Source organism: Variovorax sp. YR266 (genome assembly GCF_900107295.1).
Taxonomy (GTDB): Bacteria; Pseudomonadota; Gammaproteobacteria; order Burkholderiales; family Burkholderiaceae_C; genus Variovorax.
The window spans coordinates 21664-35227 of the sequence record NZ_FNPM01000007.1; the positions used below are offsets into that span (position 1 = coordinate 21664).

Below are 13564 nucleotides of genomic sequence, written 5' to 3' on the forward strand. Positions count from 1 at the left end.
AAACAGCATCCTTTTTGTTCGTTCCCTTTCGCTGCGTTTCTTTTCATACTCGGCACCTTTTTGCGAACCTCCGCGACCTGCCTTTGCGCGGGCTGCGCTTCTTTTCCATGACCCACCCTACGCCTGACACGGGCCGCGGCAATCACGCGGCGCCAGTCATCCGTCTTCAATCGGTGCAGAAGTCTTTCGCCTTGCCCAACGGCGAGGTGTTCGACGCCGTGCAGTCGCTGTCGCTCGACATCCAGCAGGGCGACGTGTTCGGCCTGATCGGCAAGAGCGGCGCCGGCAAATCGACGCTGCTGCGCCTCATCAACCTGCTGGAGCGGCCCGATTCGGGCCAGGTCTTCGTCGGCGGGCGCGACCTCACCACGCTCTCGCGCCGCGAGCTGCGCGATACGCGCCAGAACATCGGCATGATCTTCCAGCAGTTCAACCTGCTGCAGAACGCGACGGTGTTCGACAACGTGGCCTTCCCGCTGAAGATCCACGGCCGCCACTCGAAGGCCGAAATCAACGCGCGGGTGCGCGAATGCCTGGCGCTCGTGGGCCTGGCCGAGAAGATCGACACCTACCCGGCCCAGCTCTCCGGCGGCCAGAAGCAGCGCGTGGCCATTGCCCGCGCGCTGGCGCCGCGCCCGCAGGTGCTGCTGTGCGACGAGCCCACCTCGGCGCTCGACTCCGAAACCACGCGCTCGCTGCTGGAAACGCTGCGCGAAATCAACCAGAAGATCGGCGTGACCATCGTGATCGTCACGCACGAGCTCTCGGTGGTCGAGGTGCTGTGCCGCAACGTGGCCATCCTAGAAAAGGGCCGGCTGGTGGAGCAGTTCGCGGTCGACGCTCCGAGCGTCGAGCGCAAGACAGCGCTGGGCCGCGAAATCGACGAACTGGTGCGCCGCCGCGAACGCGAGGCGCGCGAACCCTACTCGCCGCGCCCGCCCTCGCAGCTCGGCGCGCAGGAGCTGGCCTATGTTTGAGAACATCGCCCCCATCCTCCCCGAACTGTGGGTCGCCACCGGCCAGACCTTCATGATGCTGGCCATCGGCCTGTCGGCCGCCGTGCTTATCGGCGGGCCGCTGGGCATCCTGCTGTTCCTGCTGGGCCCCGGCCAGTCGCTGGAGAACAAGCCCGCGTTCCTGGTGCTCAACTGGCTGGTGAACACGGTGCGTTCGTTCCCTTTCATCATCTTGCTGGTGGCGCTGGTGCCCTTCACGCGGGTGATCGCGGGCACGTCGATCGGGCCGCTGGCGGCCGCGGTGCCCCTGTCGTTCGCGGCCATTCCGTACCTGGCCCGGCTGGTCGACCAGTGCCTGCGCGAAGTGCCGCGCGGCGTGATCGAGGCGGCGCATGCCATGGGCGCGACCGAGCTGCAGATCGTCTGGCGCGTGCTGCTGGTCGAGGCCCGTTCGGGGCTGGTGCTGGCACTGACCGTGCTGGCCGTGAGCTTTCTCTCGTACTCGGCGGTGGCCGGCGTGGTGGGCGGCGGCGGCATCGGCGACCTGGCCATCCGCTACGGCTACTACCGTTTCCAGACCGACGTGATGGTGCTCACCGTGGCGCTGCTCGTGGTGCTGGTACAGATCCTGCAATTCGTGGGCAACACCACGGCAAGCAGGCTCGACAAGCGTTGATTCCTTCTCTTTTCTTCCCTGCTTTCCCTATCTCATGAAAACCGCATTCCTGCGCCGTTCCGTTCTCGCCCTGTCCCTGGCTGCCGTCTCCCTCGGCGGCCTCTCGCTGCAGGCCCACGCGCAAGACCCCGCCAAGAAGAACCTCGTGATCGGCGGCACCGCCGGCTCCAACGCCGACCAGCTCAAGGCCGGCATCGTGCCCATCCTCGAAAAGAAGGGCTACAAGGTGAAGCTGGTCGAGTTCAACGACTACGTGCAGCCCAACCTGGCGCTGGCCCAGGGCTCGCTCGACGCCAATTTCTTCCAGCATCAGGTCTATCTGAAGAAGTTCGCGGCCGACCAGAAGCTCGACCTCGCCGAACTGGTGCAAGGCCCGATCGCGCCCATGGGCGTGTACTCGACCAAGCGCAAGACGCTGGCCGACGTGAAGGAAGGCGACCGCGTGACGCTGCCGAACGATCCGAGCAACCTGGCCCGCGCGCTGGTGCTGCTGGAGCAGAACAAGCTGATCACCATCAAGACCGGCATCGATCCGCTGCGCGCGTCCGAAAAGGACGTGGCCGAGAACCCGAAGAAGCTGAAGTTCATTCCGCTCGAAGCTGCGCAACTGCCGCGCTCGCTGGGCGACACCGAGTACGCCATCGTCAACGGCAACTTCGCGATCTCGTCGGGCCTGAAGCTCACCGAGGCCGTGGTGCTCGAGAAAACGCCCGACTACTACCTGAATGTGGTCGCCGTGAAGACCGCCGACAAGAACACCCAGTGGGCCAAGGACATCGCCGATGCCTACCGCTCGAAGGAGTTCAAGGCAGTGGTCGACAGCAAGTTCCAGGGCTACGCCAAGCCCAGCTTCCTGCAATAACTCTTCCCGCAAGAAAAGGACTCCCATGCCCGTTCTGGCCGTATTCGATGCTCAGGGAAGCTGGCGCGACACGCATGTGTGCGACGGCTGGATCACCGAACACCTGGCCGGGCAGGGCGTGAGTTGGGGGCGTGGCAAGAAGAAGGGGCAGCGCGTGCTCGACAGCGCGGGGCTGTTCTACGTGCCGACTGCCGACGGCTACCTGGGGCTGCTGCTGGAAGCTGGCGAGTGGGCTGCCATGCCGGCTGGCAAGCCGCATTTCTTCGATGCAGGCGAGGCTGAGTCGCTCGACGGCTTGCCTGCCGCGCTGCCGCTGTTCGAAGCTTTCGTCGAAGAAGTGCTGTCCCTTACGGGTAACGACGCCGACGAAGAGTGAAGGGCGCGGCCGGTCTCAGGCCGCCAGCCGCTGTTGCGCCGCTCGACCAGCGGGCCGCGCCAGCCCCAGATGGTCGCGCAGCGTGCGGCCTTCGTACTCGGTGCGAAAGATCCCGCGCTTCTGCAGGATCGGCACCACGCCGTCGACAAAATCCTGCAGCCCATGCGGCAGCGCATCGGGCATCAGGTTGAACCCATCGGCCGCACCGGCCCTGAACCAGCGCTCGATGTCGTCCGCGATCTGCTCCGGCGTGCCCACGATCACGCGGTGTCCACCGCCGCCCGCCAGTTCGCGAATCAACTGCCGCACCGTGTAGCCGTGCGTGCGGCCCGCCGCGACCACTGCATTGAAGAAGGTGTGGTTGCCGTTGCCATTGCCTGGCAACGGAAGGTCTTCAGGCAGGCGCTCGTCAAGCTTCAGGCGGTCGGGCGCAATGCCCAGCGTTCCGGCGATGCGCGTCAGGCTGTAGTCCCACGGAATCAGGTCGACCAGCTCGTCGCGCCGGCGGCGGGCTTCGGCCTCGGTACTGCCGACGATGGTGGTCAGGCCCGCGAGCACCTTCACTGCGTTGGGGCCGCGGCCCAGTTCGGCGGCGCGTGTCTTCAGCGCGCGCGCGTAGGCCAGCGATTCCTCGAACGACTGAGAGGCCGAGAACACCGCCTCCGCATGGCGCGACGCCAGCTCGCGCCCGTCGGCAGATGCTCCGGCCTGCACCAGCACCGGGTGCCCTTGCGGCGGACGCGGCAGGTTCAGCGGCCCCTGCACCGCGAAGTGCTCGCCGCGATGCGCAATGGCGTGCACTTTGGCCGTGTCGATGAAACTGCCAGTGGCCTTGTCGCCGATGAAGGCGTCGTCCTCCCAGCTGTCCCACAGCGCCTTCACGATGTCGGTGAACTCCGAGGCGCGTGCGTAGCGCTTCGCATGGTCGGGCGTGGCGTCGAGGCCGAAGTTGCGTGCTGAGGGCAGGTCGGCCGTGGTCACCACGTTCCAGCCCGCGCGGCCGCCGCTCACATGGTCGAGCGTGGCGAAGCGGCGGGCGATGTTGTAGGGCTCGTTGTAGCTCGTCGAGGCAGTGGCGATCAGGCCGATGTGCGTGGTGGCCGCGGCCACGCAGGCCAGCAGCACCGTGGGTTCCAGTGCGGTGATCGGGCGGAAGTTGATCTGGTCGACGATGGCCGCGTTGTCCGCGAGAAACACCGCATCGAGCTTGGCCGCCTCGGCGATCTGCGCCGTGCGGATGTAGTGCCGGATGTCGGCAAAGGCCCGCGGATCGCTCTCCGGCAGGCGCCATGCCGAGGGCACGAAGCCCGAATGCAGGATGTTGACGTTGAGGTGCAGTTGCCGGGGCTTGGGGCTGGTCGAAAGGCTCATTGGGAGAAGTAGTCGGGCAGCCGGTAGCCGGCCCATGTCGGGTTGGCCCTGAAGAAGCGCTGGAACTCGGCCGACTGGTAGGCCGCCGCAATGTCTTTTGCGAACTGGGCCTGCTCGTTGCTGCGCTTGACGGCCACCACGTTCACGTAGGGCAGCGTCATGTTCTCGAGCTTGAGCGCATCGGTGAGCTTCAGGCCCGAGGCCACCGCGAAGTTGCCCTGCACGGCCGCGATGTCGGCATCGGCCAGCGAGCGCGGGGCCTGCGCGGCTTCGAGCGGCACGAGCTTCAGGCGCTTCGGGTTGCTGGCGATGTCGCGCTCCGACACGGCCAGCGGACTCACGCCCGGCTTGAGCGTGACCCAGCCGACGGCCGCGAGGATGTTGAGCGCGCGCGCCGCGTTCACCGGGTCCGAAGGCAGCGTGACCGTGGCGCCGTCGGGCACCGTGTCGAGCGACTTGTGGCGCTGCGAGTACAGGCCCATCGGCGGCGTCGGCACATGCACCACCGGCACGAGGTCGAAGCCCTGCTGCTTGTTGGTGGCGTTGAGGTACAGCGTGTGCTGGAAGATGTTGGCGTCGATCTGCCCGCGCTCGACTGCGTCGTTGGGCTGCACGCCCTGGCTGAACTCGACGTACTTGACGGTGTAGCCGAGCTTCTTCAGCTGGGGCTCGATGCCGTTCGTGAAGGCATCGCGGTACGGGCCGGGCATGAAGCCCACGCGCAGGTCGGCGGCGTGGGCGGAAACCTGAAGAAGCAGGCTCAGGGCAAGGCCGCCGAGCAGTGGGGCGGACCAGCGCGCCAGCGAGGGCGCGCGCGAAGAAAAGCGCATGACAGGCAACTCCGGGAGGCAAGAGGGAGCTGCGCACTCTAGGTCGCGGTGCCTGCGGCGCGAACGAAGATTCGTGCGCTTCTATATCCGCTCGGCAAATATCAGGCGGGCTGGCCTTCGTTCTTCAGGAAGTCGACGAACGCGCGCAGCGGCGCAGGCATGTGCGTACGGCTCGGGTAGTACAGGAACGGCCCCGAAAAACTCTGCCACCAGTCTTCGAGCACGGGCACCAGCGTGCCGCGGTCGATGGAGGGCCGCAGGTATTCGTCGAAGGTGTAGATCAGGCCCAGGCCCGACTCGGCGGCGTGCAGTTCGAGGTCGAGCATCGACGCGATCAGCGGCCCTGCCGGCGTGATCTTGACGGCCTTGCCCTTGCGCACGAAGCCCCAGGTGGCGAGCACGCCGCTCGGGAAACGGTGGGCGATGCAGGCGTGCTGCAGCAGGTCGGCCGGGTGCCTGGGCGTTCCGTGCTTCGCCAGGTAGGCAGGCGACGCCGCGGCCACGAAGCGCTGCGTGCGAGGGCCCAGAGGCACGGCGATCATGTCGCGCGCAATGCTCTCGTCGTAGCGGATGCCGGCGTCGAAGCCCGCGGCGAGTACGTCGATGAAGGTGTCGTTGGTCGTGATCTCCAGCGTGATGCCCGGGTGCTCCGCCAGGAAGCGGCTGGCCAGCGGCGGCAGCACGCGCTGCGTCACGATTGTCGGCACGTTCAGCCGCAGCGTGCCGGTGGGGCTGTCGCGAAAGCTGTTGAGCGTGTCGAGCGCGCCCGCGATGTCGTCGAGCGCGGGCGAGATGCGGTCCAGCAGCCGCTGGCCGGCTTCGGTGGGTGTGACGCTGCGCGTCGTGCGGTTCAGCAGGCGCACGCCAAGCTGCGCTTCGAGCCGCCGCATGGCCTCGCTGAGCGAGGAGGGCGATACGCCGCGCAGCGTGGCGGCGCCGCGAAAGCCGCGCGCCCGGGTCACGGCAACGAAGGCGCCGAGATCGGAAAGATCGGGATCGGTCATGGCGGGATTGTGCGTTTTTCTGCACAACCCGTGCGCTGCCGGACGGATTATCGAACGGGCCGATTCCTTCCAGACTAGCGCCATGGCGTTCGCAATCGCGACCGGCCACAGTCAAAAAGTCAGAAAGGACACTGCAATGAACACACTTCAACTCGGCACCGAGGCCATGAACGGCCCCAAGGTCTCCGCCTTCGGTCTCGGCTGCATGGGCATGTCGGGCATGTACGGCCCTTCGGATCGCGCAGAAAGCATCGCCACCATCCATGCCGCGATGGACGCGGGCATCACGCTGCTAGACACCGGCGACTTCTACGGCAGCGGCCACAACGAAATGCTGATCGGCGAAGCGCTGAAGGGTCTCAAAGGCTCGCAGCGCGACGCCGCACTGGTCAGCGTGAAGTTCGGCGCCATGCGCGACCCGGCCGGCGGCTGGGTCGGCTACGACGCGCGGCCCGCGGCGGTGAAGAATTTCGCCACCTACTCGCTGCAGCGCCTGGGCGTGGACCACATCGACATCTATCGCCCGGCGCGGCTCGACCCGAACGTGCCCATCGAGGACACCATCGGCGCCATCGCCGACCTGGTGAAGGCGGGCTACGTGCGCCACATCGGCCTGTCGGAAGTCGGCTCGCAGACCATCCGCAAGGCGGCGGCCGTGCACCCGATCTGCGACCTGCAGATCGAGTATTCGCTGATCTCGCGCGGCATCGAGGACGACATCCTTGCGACCTGCCGCGAGCTGGGCATCGGCATCACCGCGTACGGCGTGCTCTCGCGCGGCCTGATCAGCGGGCACTGGAAGAAGGATGCGGCGGGCGAGAAGGATTTCCGGGCGCACAGCCCGCGCTTCCAGGGTGAGAACGTGGACCGCAACCTCGCGCTGGTCGATGCGCTGCGCAAGATTGCCGAGGCCAGGGGCGTCACCGTCGCGCAGATTGCCATTGCATGGGTGGCGGCGCAGGGCGACGACATCGTGCCGCTGATCGGCGCGCGGCAGCGCACGCGGCTGGAAGAAGCGCTGGGCGCGCTGAACGTGAAGCTTGCGGTCGACGACTTCGCGGCCATCGAGCGCGCGGTGCCGAAGGGTGCCGCGGCCGGCGACCGCTATGCGGCGGCGCAGATGGCGAGCCTCGACAGCGAATCGCGCCGCGCCTGAGGCGGCTCAGTTCGCGAGGAACTCCTCGATCATCCGCGCCACGCGCTGCGGCTGGTCGTGGTGCAGCATGTGACCGGCGTCTTCGAGGCGCTCGATGCGGCTGTTGGCAACCGACCTCAGGCGTTCGTGGAATTCGTCGAGCGTGTAGCGGTTCTTCCACCAGTCTTTCAGGCTGTCGTCGGATGCCTCGACCATCAGCAACGGAGCGGTGATGCGCGCGTAGAGCGCCAGCGTTTCGTCGACGCGGAAGATGTGTGCGTTGACGATCTTGTGCGCCGCCTCGCCGAGGATCTGCCAGCGTTCGCTGCCGTCGGGCTGCGCGTGGTTCACCGACCAGTGGCTGGCCAGCCAGTTGGCCTTGTCGGGCGTGAGGCGGGGGTTGGTCTTCATGAGGCGGCGCGCCACGCCGTCCACGGCCGAATAGCCGGCCAGCGCCATCTCGCCGCGATGCAGGCGCTTGAGCTCGTCGATCCACTGGCCGTAGCGCGCGGGCGCTTCATCGGGCTTGCGCGCGGGCATGCCGAAGCCTTCGAGATTGACCAAGCGGCGGATGCGCTGGGGCCGCACGCCGGCGTAGTGCATTACGACGTTGCCGCCCATGCTGTGGCCGACGAGGTCGACCTGCCGGGCACTGTCGTCTTCGCCTGCGTAATGGTCGAGCAGCCACTCGAGGTCTGCCAGGTAGTCGGCGAGCCAGTAGTTGTCGACGCCGCCGCCGTCGGTCAGGCCGAAGCCGCGCCAGTCGGGGGCGATGATGAAGCGGTCTTCCTCCATCGCATCGACCACGAACTGCCACGATGCGGCCACGTCCATCCAGCCATGCACCAGCACGAGCGGCGGGCGCTCGTCGGAGGGCTGGCCCCAGAGGCGCACGTGGTAGCTGAGGTTGCGCACGGGCACGAATTCGCTGCGGGAGGGGCGGAGGGCTTGGTACATGGGCGTCGATGATAAAGAGGCCTTTGTGCTGACGCAGTCCGGCACAGGACAGCGGGCGGGGGCGGAACGCTCGGGTTTTGATGGGGCGGCCAGCAGGCTGTGGGGCGGGGCGGTAGCATCCCGCGCATGAAAAAGATCCAACTCGGTCAAAGCGACCTGCACGTCACCCCGATCTGCCTTGGCACGATGACCTTCGGCGAACAGGTCGACGAGCCCACCTCCCACGCCATCCTGAGCCGCTCGCTCGAGCGCGGCGTCGACTTCATCGACACCGCCGAGATGTACTCGGTGCCCACGCGCAAGGAAACCTACAGCGTCACCGAGACCATCATCGGCAACTGGTTCGCCGCCAACCCCGGTGCGCGCGAGAAGCTGGTGGTCGCGACCAAGGTGGCCGGCCCGTCGCGCGGCATGCCCTGGGTGCGCGAAGGCAGCGGCATGACGGCGGCCGACATCGAAGCCTCGTGCAACGCCAGCCTGAAGCGGCTGCGCACGGACGTCATCGACCTCTACCAGATCCACTGGCCGGAGCGTCACGTGCCGCTGTTCGGCAACATGTATTACGACCCGGCGAAGGAAACCTCGAAGACGCCGATCCTCGAGCAGCTCGAGGCGCTGGGCAAGCTGGTGAAGGCGGGCAAGGTGCGCGCCATCGGCCTGTCGAACGAAACGCCGTACGGCGTGCACGAATTCGTTCGGCTGGCCGAGCAGCACGGGCTGCCGCGCGTGGCGACGGTGCAGAACGTGTACAGCCTCATCAGCCGCGGCCACGAGAACGCGCTGGACGAGACGATGCACCGGCTGGGCGTGTCGCTGCTGGCGTATTCGCCGCTGGCCTTCGGCCTGCTGACGGGCAAGTACGACCAGAGCGGTATCGAAGGGCCGGATGCGCCCAAGGGCGCGCGGATTTCGAGCTACGAATCGGTGCGCAAGCAGCGTTGGGGACGTCCCGATTCGTTGCGCGCGGCCAAGCGCTACAACCAGCTGGCCCGCGACAACGGCCTGACGCCGACGCAGCTGGCGCTGGCCTTCTGCTACACGAAGTGGCAGGTGGCGAGCACGATCATCGGCGTGACCTCGGTGGCGCAGCTGGAAGAAGACCTGGACGTGTACGGCACCACGCTGTCGGCGGAAATCCTGGCGGAGATCGACAAGATCCGCTGGGAGATTCGCGACCCTGCTGCGTAATTCAACGGCCACATTCGCCCTGGGCGGCGGCCAGGGCGAGGGCTGGCAGGCTCAGCAGGCCCATGTTGCCGCCTTTGAACTGGCCCTTCATGCAGTCGCCGTGTGCAGCGCTTGCGACGCCTGCGCTCAACCTGGAATCAAAGGCTGAGCGCGGGGTGCCGTTGAGGTTCTGGCCGGCGCGTTCCGCGAATGAGCGCTCGCGGCCGATGTCGCGCAGGGCGCGGCGGGTGCTTTCCGAATGAAGGATCAGCGGCGCGGGGGTTGTCGTGGCTTGCGGCGGCTGTGTGGCTGGCGTAGCGGGGACGGTGATCGCCTTGCCGCGAGCAGTTCGGGGCATGCGCGTGGTTGTCGCGCGTGTGGTCGCAGTCGTGGTTTGCGGCGCCGCTTCCCGCGGTGCGGGAGGCACGGCCTTCACTGGGGCTTCGACCTGCACCACCTCCATGACCATTCGCTTCACCGGGGCGGTCTCGCGGCCGTGCGGCTGCGTGGCGACCAGCAGCAGCCAGAGCACCGCCGCGTGCATCGCCACCACGGCCAGCACCAGCCCGAGGTAGAACGAAGCCGTGGCCACCGGGGCTGGCGTATGCTGCATGGCTGGAACGGAATTCAATGTAGTACGGCAGATTTTTTGCCGTGGAACACCAGGTTTTCTGAAGCGATCCTGAACCCGCAGTTGCCACCGAGATGGCCAAGAAAAGCACTCACACCTCCGAGACGCCCGCCACCCAGTTGCTGCGCGCGCACAAGATCACCTTCACCGAGCACCCCTATGAGTACGTCGAGCACGGCGGTGCGCAGCGCGGCGCCGAGATGCTCGGGCTCGACCCGTTCACCGTCATCAAGACGCTGGTCATGCAGGACCAGGACGCCAAGCCGCTGATCGTGCTGATGCACGGCAACCGCACGGTGTCGACCAAGAACCTCGCGCGGCAGATCGGCGCCAAGTCGGTCGAGCCCTGCAAGCCCGAGGTGGCGCAGCGGCACAGCGGGTACATGGTGGGCGGTACTTCGCCGTTCGGCACGCGGCGCGAGATGCCGGTGTATGTGGAATCGACCATCCTCGAACTGCCGAGGATCGTGCTCAACGGCGGGCGCCGCGGCTACCTGATCGGCATCGATCCGCGGGTGTGCGTGGGGTTGCTGGGCGCGAAGCCCGTGCAGTGTGCGCTGGCAGAATAGCCGGCGCCATGGCGACATCCTCGTCTTCCGACTTCTTTCCCCTGCGAGCCGCTGGCAACCCGGGCCAGGGCACGGCGTTCGCACTTGCCTTTCGCAACGACGAGCGCCAATGGACCGAATCGCTCGACCTGTCGGCGTTGCTGCGCGACGCACTGCTGGCGCGCGGCCAGGCCGCCGCGCTCGCACGCGATGGCTGGGTCACGCTGTCCGACGGACTCTGGCTGCTGCCGCAGATCCTGAGCTACTCGCGCGCCGAGGACGGCAGCGTGCGCACCTCCAGCACCATCGAGGTGGCCCATGCCGGACTCTTGCCGCAGGGCGTCTTCGAGTACCAGCATTCGGGCGGCGAAACCACCGAGCAGGCCCTGACCCGCGGGTTCGACCTGTGGGCGCAGGTCGATCTGGTTGTGTTCCAGGATGCGCTGGGCGGTGAACTCGTCCACTGCACGTCGATGGACATGAGCTGGAAGGAGGGGCGGCAGCGGCGCGTGCTGTTCGGCCCCGTGGCGCACCGGGCGGCGCTGCCGGCGGCCGAGGTTGAGGAAGAGCACCCGTTCTGCCCCTGCTGCCTGTTCACCAATACCTGGGACGCCTTCAAGCCGCAGATCGAATCGGACGGCGTTTACGGCTTGCGGCTTTACGCCGCGCGCGACGCCGAGGGCGAAGTGCAGGCCGACTGCCGCGTCAACGGCGAGGACTGGCCCGCCGGCGCCGAGGCCCTGCGCGCCTATGTGACACAGTGGCCCGACCGCGGCTTCGAGTTTCGCAAGCAGTATGTTGTGATCCAATCGCCGCCCCAGGCGCTCGTCGCCGAATAGAACAACAACCATCCCCGCGGAGTGCCGTCTTGAGTTTCAACTTGCCTTCCCTCATCGCCATCGTGGCGTCGTACCTGATCGGCTCGCTGTCCTTCGCGGTCATCGTAAGCAAGGCGCTCGGCATGGCCGATCCGCGCAGCTACGGCAGCAAGAATCCCGGCGCCACCAATGTGCTGCGCTCGGGTAATAAAGGTGCGGCGCTGGCCACGCTGCTGCTCGACGCTATCAAGGGCTGGGTGCCGGTGTTCCTGATTCACCGGTTCGGCGCGCAGTGGGGGCTGGGGGAGGGCGTTGCCGCCCTGGCCGGCCTGGCAGCGTTTCTTGGCCACCTGTATCCGGTGTTCTTCGGCTTCCAGGGCGGCAAGGGCGTGGCTACGGCGGCAGGCGTGCTAGTGGGCGTCGCGCCCTGGCTGGGGCTGGCCACTGGCGCCACCTGGCTGATCATCGCCGTCTTCTTCCGCTACTCGTCGCTGTCGTCGCTGGTGGCGGCCTTCTTCGCACCGGCCTACTATCTGATCGGCGGCGGCATCGCGTGGCCGCTCGACCGCACAGTGCTGATCGCGCTCATCGTCATGAGCCTGCTGCTGATCTGGCGGCACCGCGAAAACATCCGCCGGCTCGCGGCCGGCACGGAGTCGAAGCTCGGCTCCAAGAAGAAACAGGACTGAAGAAAGAACACCATGGCCTCCATCACCCGCTTCCACGTCGGCCCCCGTCTCTCGGAGACGGCCGTGCACAACGGCACCATCTACCTCGCGGGCCAGGTGCCTGACGACACCTCGCAGGACATCCGCGGCCAGACCACGCAGGTGCTGGGCATGGTCGATCGCCTGCTGGCCGAGGCCAGCAGCGACAAGTCGCGCATTCTCATGACGCAGATCTTCCTGGCGGACATCACCGACATCACGGCGATGAACGAGGTGTGGGACGCCTGGATTCCGGCCGGCAACACGCCGCCGCGCGCCACCGTGCAGGCCAAGATGGCCAATGCGGCCTACAAGATCGAGATCGTGGTGACGGCCGCGCAGGCCTGACGCTCAATCAATAGCGTTTTTCGAGGACCATCTGGTCCGCGTCGCGCCGCATCGAGAAGCGATTGATGAAGCTGTTGCCCAGCAGCACGAAGGGCATGGCCTGCGGCGAGACGATGGCGTCGATGTCGTAGACCTCGACGTCGCCCACGCGCACCGACTGCAGCCGCAGCTTGTAGCCCGAAGTCGTGCCGTTGGCGGTGTTCATCATGACGCGCTGGCCCTTGCTGTAGTCGAGCCCGATGCGCTGGGCGTCGTCGGCCGAGAGCGCGATGGACGTCGCACCCGTGTCGAGCATGAACGTGACCGGCCGGCCGTTGATGGCGCCTTGCGTCATGAAATGCCCGCGGCTGTCGGCCGACAGCACGACACGGTTTCCGCCCCCGCCTGAGCTGCCACCGCCGCCGATGCTGACCGGCGTGTCCATGCGCAGGCTGACGCGCTTGCCGTCGAGTTCGACCACGGCCTGTTCGGCCTGCAGCGAGAGCAGTTTCACGCCCTGGTAGCTCTCGCCGACCGCCACCGTCTTGGGCGGGTTGCCGTTCACGATCAGGATCGCGCGGCTGCCGATGCTGCCGGTCAGGGTGACCGAGCCGGCGGCATGCGCCACGGCAGCGACAGCCAGCAGCTGCGCTGCGACGACGAGGGCTTTCATGAAGGGAGCCCGCTCAGTCGCGGAAGTTATTGAACGTGAGCGGCATGTCCGGCACGTCCTTCTTGATGAGTGCCATGGCGGCTTGCAGATCGTCGCGCTTGGCGCCGGTGATGCGCACCGCGTCGCCCTGGATGGCTGCCTGCACCTTGAGCTTGCTGTCCTTGACGATGCGGGTGATTTTCTTGGCCTGCTCGCTTTCGATGCCGCTCTTGACCTTGATGACCTGCTTGACCTTGTCGCCACCCATCTTCTGGACGTCGCCCTTGTCGAGGAAGCGTACATCGACGCTGCGCTTGGTGAGCTTGCTGCGCAGGATGTCTTCCACCTGCACGAGCTGGAACTCGGCGTCGCCGATCATGGTGATCTCCTTGTCCTTGAGCTCGACGGCGGCGGCCGTGCCCTTGAAATCGAAGCGCGTTCCGATTTCCTTGGCGGTGTTCTCGACCGCGTTCTTCACCTCGGGCAGGTTGGGCTCGCAGACGGTATCGAAGGACGGCATGGACTCTCTCCTGAATTCACTGGTGCT

The 13564-nt window shown here is 66.8% G+C and carries 17 protein-coding genes; 10 read left to right on the forward strand and 7 right to left on the reverse strand.

Translation table 11 applies throughout. The features are described from left to right. Positions 1–107 precede the first annotated feature (107 nt). The 4 genes from BLW48_RS18710 to BLW48_RS18725 are packed head-to-tail and all read left to right on the forward strand — an operon-like array spanning position 108 to position 2870. Complete coding sequence (locus BLW48_RS18710; protein WP_093177195.1) at positions 108–977, forward strand: methionine ABC transporter ATP-binding protein; 870 nt, start codon at positions 108–110, stop codon at positions 975–977. Beyond that, positions 970–1632 carry a methionine ABC transporter permease gene (locus BLW48_RS18715; RefSeq protein ID WP_007835547.1) on the forward strand — a complete coding sequence of 221 codons (663 nt, stop codon included), beginning with the start codon at positions 970–972 and terminating at the stop codon, positions 1630–1632. The genes BLW48_RS18710 and BLW48_RS18715 overlap by 8 nt, the downstream gene beginning before the upstream one ends. Positions 1633–1666: 34 nt before the next feature. Next, positions 1667–2494: a MetQ/NlpA family ABC transporter substrate-binding protein gene (locus BLW48_RS18720; protein ID WP_093176861.1), complete on the forward strand. Its 828-nt coding sequence runs from the start codon at positions 1667–1669 to the stop codon at positions 2492–2494. A 25-nt stretch (positions 2495–2519) separates the two neighbouring features. Further along, complete coding sequence (locus BLW48_RS18725) at positions 2520–2870, forward strand: cupin domain-containing protein (protein ID WP_093176862.1); 351 nt, start codon at positions 2520–2522, stop codon at positions 2868–2870. Between the two features lie 15 nt (positions 2871–2885). Here the strand turns inward: BLW48_RS18725 and BLW48_RS18730 are convergent, their stop codons facing one another. From BLW48_RS18730 to BLW48_RS18740, 3 genes are all read right to left on the reverse strand, one after another. Further along, a complete protein-coding gene (locus BLW48_RS18730; RefSeq protein WP_093176864.1) occupies positions 2886–4241 on the reverse strand; it encodes an LLM class flavin-dependent oxidoreductase in 1356 nt (451 codons plus the stop codon). Continuing rightward, positions 4238–5071: a MetQ/NlpA family ABC transporter substrate-binding protein gene (locus BLW48_RS18735; protein ID WP_093176865.1), complete on the reverse strand. Its 834-nt coding sequence runs from the start codon at positions 5069–5071 to the stop codon at positions 4238–4240. Before BLW48_RS18735 ends, BLW48_RS18730 begins: the two co-directional genes overlap by 4 nt. A gap of 101 nt (positions 5072–5172) precedes the next feature. Next, the gene (locus tag BLW48_RS18740; protein ID WP_093176867.1) at positions 5173–6075 is read right to left on the reverse strand and encodes a LysR family transcriptional regulator; all 903 of its coding nucleotides are present in this window, start codon (positions 6073–6075) and stop codon (positions 5173–5175) included. A 136-nt stretch (positions 6076–6211) separates the two neighbouring features. Between BLW48_RS18740 and BLW48_RS18745 the strand changes: the two genes are divergently transcribed. Beyond that, positions 6212–7231, forward strand: a complete 1020-nt coding sequence (locus BLW48_RS18745; RefSeq protein WP_093176869.1) for an aldo/keto reductase — start codon at positions 6212–6214, stop codon at positions 7229–7231. 6 nt (positions 7232–7237) lie between these two features. Here the strand turns inward: BLW48_RS18745 and BLW48_RS18750 are convergent, their stop codons facing one another. Next, the gene (locus BLW48_RS18750; RefSeq protein WP_093176870.1) at positions 7238–8167 is read right to left on the reverse strand and encodes an alpha/beta fold hydrolase; all 930 of its coding nucleotides are present in this window, start codon (positions 8165–8167) and stop codon (positions 7238–7240) included. Between the two features lie 126 nt (positions 8168–8293). On the opposite strand from BLW48_RS18750, the gene BLW48_RS18755 reads away from it, so the two are divergent. Continuing rightward, on the forward strand, positions 8294–9355 hold the full coding sequence (locus BLW48_RS18755; protein ID WP_093176872.1) for an aldo/keto reductase: 1062 nt from the start codon (positions 8294–8296) through the stop codon (positions 9353–9355). Between the two features lies 1 nt (position 9356). On the opposite strand, the gene BLW48_RS18760 is transcribed toward BLW48_RS18755, so the two are convergent. Beyond that, positions 9357–9947, reverse strand: a complete 591-nt coding sequence (locus BLW48_RS18760) for a hypothetical protein (protein ID WP_093176874.1) — start codon at positions 9945–9947, stop codon at positions 9357–9359. A gap of 92 nt (positions 9948–10039) precedes the next feature. On the opposite strand from BLW48_RS18760, the gene BLW48_RS18765 reads away from it, so the two are divergent. The 4 genes from BLW48_RS18765 to BLW48_RS18780 are packed head-to-tail and all read left to right on the forward strand — an operon-like array spanning position 10040 to position 12386. Then, positions 10040–10534: an aminoacyl-tRNA deacylase gene (locus BLW48_RS18765; protein WP_093176875.1), complete on the forward strand. Its 495-nt coding sequence runs from the start codon at positions 10040–10042 to the stop codon at positions 10532–10534. Between the two features lie 8 nt (positions 10535–10542). Further along, complete coding sequence (locus BLW48_RS18770) at positions 10543–11352, forward strand: DUF6348 family protein (RefSeq protein WP_093176877.1); 810 nt, start codon at positions 10543–10545, stop codon at positions 11350–11352. Positions 11353–11381: 29 nt separating this feature from the next. Beyond that, positions 11382–12020 (forward strand): glycerol-3-phosphate 1-O-acyltransferase PlsY, encoded by a 639-nt coding sequence (gene plsY / locus BLW48_RS18775; RefSeq protein WP_093051725.1) that lies wholly within the window; start codon positions 11382–11384, stop codon positions 12018–12020. 12 nt (positions 12021–12032) lie between these two features. Next, positions 12033–12386 carry a RidA family protein gene (locus BLW48_RS18780; protein ID WP_093176879.1) on the forward strand — a complete coding sequence of 118 codons (354 nt, stop codon included), beginning with the start codon at positions 12033–12035 and terminating at the stop codon, positions 12384–12386. A gap of 7 nt (positions 12387–12393) precedes the next feature. Here the strand turns inward: BLW48_RS18780 and BLW48_RS18785 are convergent, their stop codons facing one another. Further along, positions 12394–13038 carry a retropepsin-like aspartic protease family protein gene (locus BLW48_RS18785; RefSeq protein WP_093176881.1) on the reverse strand — a complete coding sequence of 215 codons (645 nt, stop codon included), beginning with the start codon at positions 13036–13038 and terminating at the stop codon, positions 12394–12396. Between the two features lie 13 nt (positions 13039–13051). Beyond that, the gene (locus tag BLW48_RS18790) at positions 13052–13537 is read right to left on the reverse strand and encodes a YajQ family cyclic di-GMP-binding protein (protein WP_093051716.1); all 486 of its coding nucleotides are present in this window, start codon (positions 13535–13537) and stop codon (positions 13052–13054) included. Positions 13538–13564: the final 27 nt, after the last annotated feature.

Bases quoted from the DNA above. Each gene is read 5' to 3' on its own strand.
- BLW48_RS18710 (WP_093177195.1), top strand. From the start codon at position 108: ATGACCCACCCTACGCCTGACACGGGCCGCGGCAATCACGCGGCGCCA.
- BLW48_RS18715 (WP_007835547.1), top strand. From the start codon at position 970: ATGTTTGAGAACATCGCCCCCATCCTCCCCGAACTGTGGGTCGCCACC.
- BLW48_RS18720 (WP_093176861.1), top strand. From the start codon at position 1,667: ATGAAAACCGCATTCCTGCGCCGTTCCGTTCTCGCCCTGTCCCTGGCT.
- BLW48_RS18725 (WP_093176862.1), top strand. From the start codon at position 2,520: ATGCCCGTTCTGGCCGTATTCGATGCTCAGGGAAGCTGGCGCGACACG.
- BLW48_RS18730 (WP_093176864.1), bottom strand. From the start codon at position 4,241: ATGAGCCTTTCGACCAGCCCCAAGCCCCGGCAACTGCACCTCAACGTC.
- BLW48_RS18735 (WP_093176865.1), bottom strand. From the start codon at position 5,071: ATGCGCTTTTCTTCGCGCGCGCCCTCGCTGGCGCGCTGGTCCGCCCCA.
- BLW48_RS18740 (WP_093176867.1), bottom strand. From the start codon at position 6,075: ATGACCGATCCCGATCTTTCCGATCTCGGCGCCTTCGTTGCCGTGACC.
- BLW48_RS18745 (WP_093176869.1), top strand. From the start codon at position 6,212: ATGAACACACTTCAACTCGGCACCGAGGCCATGAACGGCCCCAAGGTC.
- BLW48_RS18750 (WP_093176870.1), bottom strand. From the start codon at position 8,167: ATGTACCAAGCCCTCCGCCCCTCCCGCAGCGAATTCGTGCCCGTGCGC.
- BLW48_RS18755 (WP_093176872.1), top strand. From the start codon at position 8,294: ATGAAAAAGATCCAACTCGGTCAAAGCGACCTGCACGTCACCCCGATC.
- BLW48_RS18760 (WP_093176874.1), bottom strand. From the start codon at position 9,947: ATGCAGCATACGCCAGCCCCGGTGGCCACGGCTTCGTTCTACCTCGGG.
- BLW48_RS18765 (WP_093176875.1), top strand. From the start codon at position 10,040: ATGGCCAAGAAAAGCACTCACACCTCCGAGACGCCCGCCACCCAGTTG.
- BLW48_RS18770 (WP_093176877.1), top strand. From the start codon at position 10,543: ATGGCGACATCCTCGTCTTCCGACTTCTTTCCCCTGCGAGCCGCTGGC.
- BLW48_RS18780 (WP_093176879.1), top strand. From the start codon at position 12,033: ATGGCCTCCATCACCCGCTTCCACGTCGGCCCCCGTCTCTCGGAGACG.
- BLW48_RS18785 (WP_093176881.1), bottom strand. From the start codon at position 13,038: ATGAAAGCCCTCGTCGTCGCAGCGCAGCTGCTGGCTGTCGCTGCCGTG.
- BLW48_RS18790 (WP_093051716.1), bottom strand. From the start codon at position 13,537: ATGCCGTCCTTCGATACCGTCTGCGAGCCCAACCTGCCCGAGGTGAAG.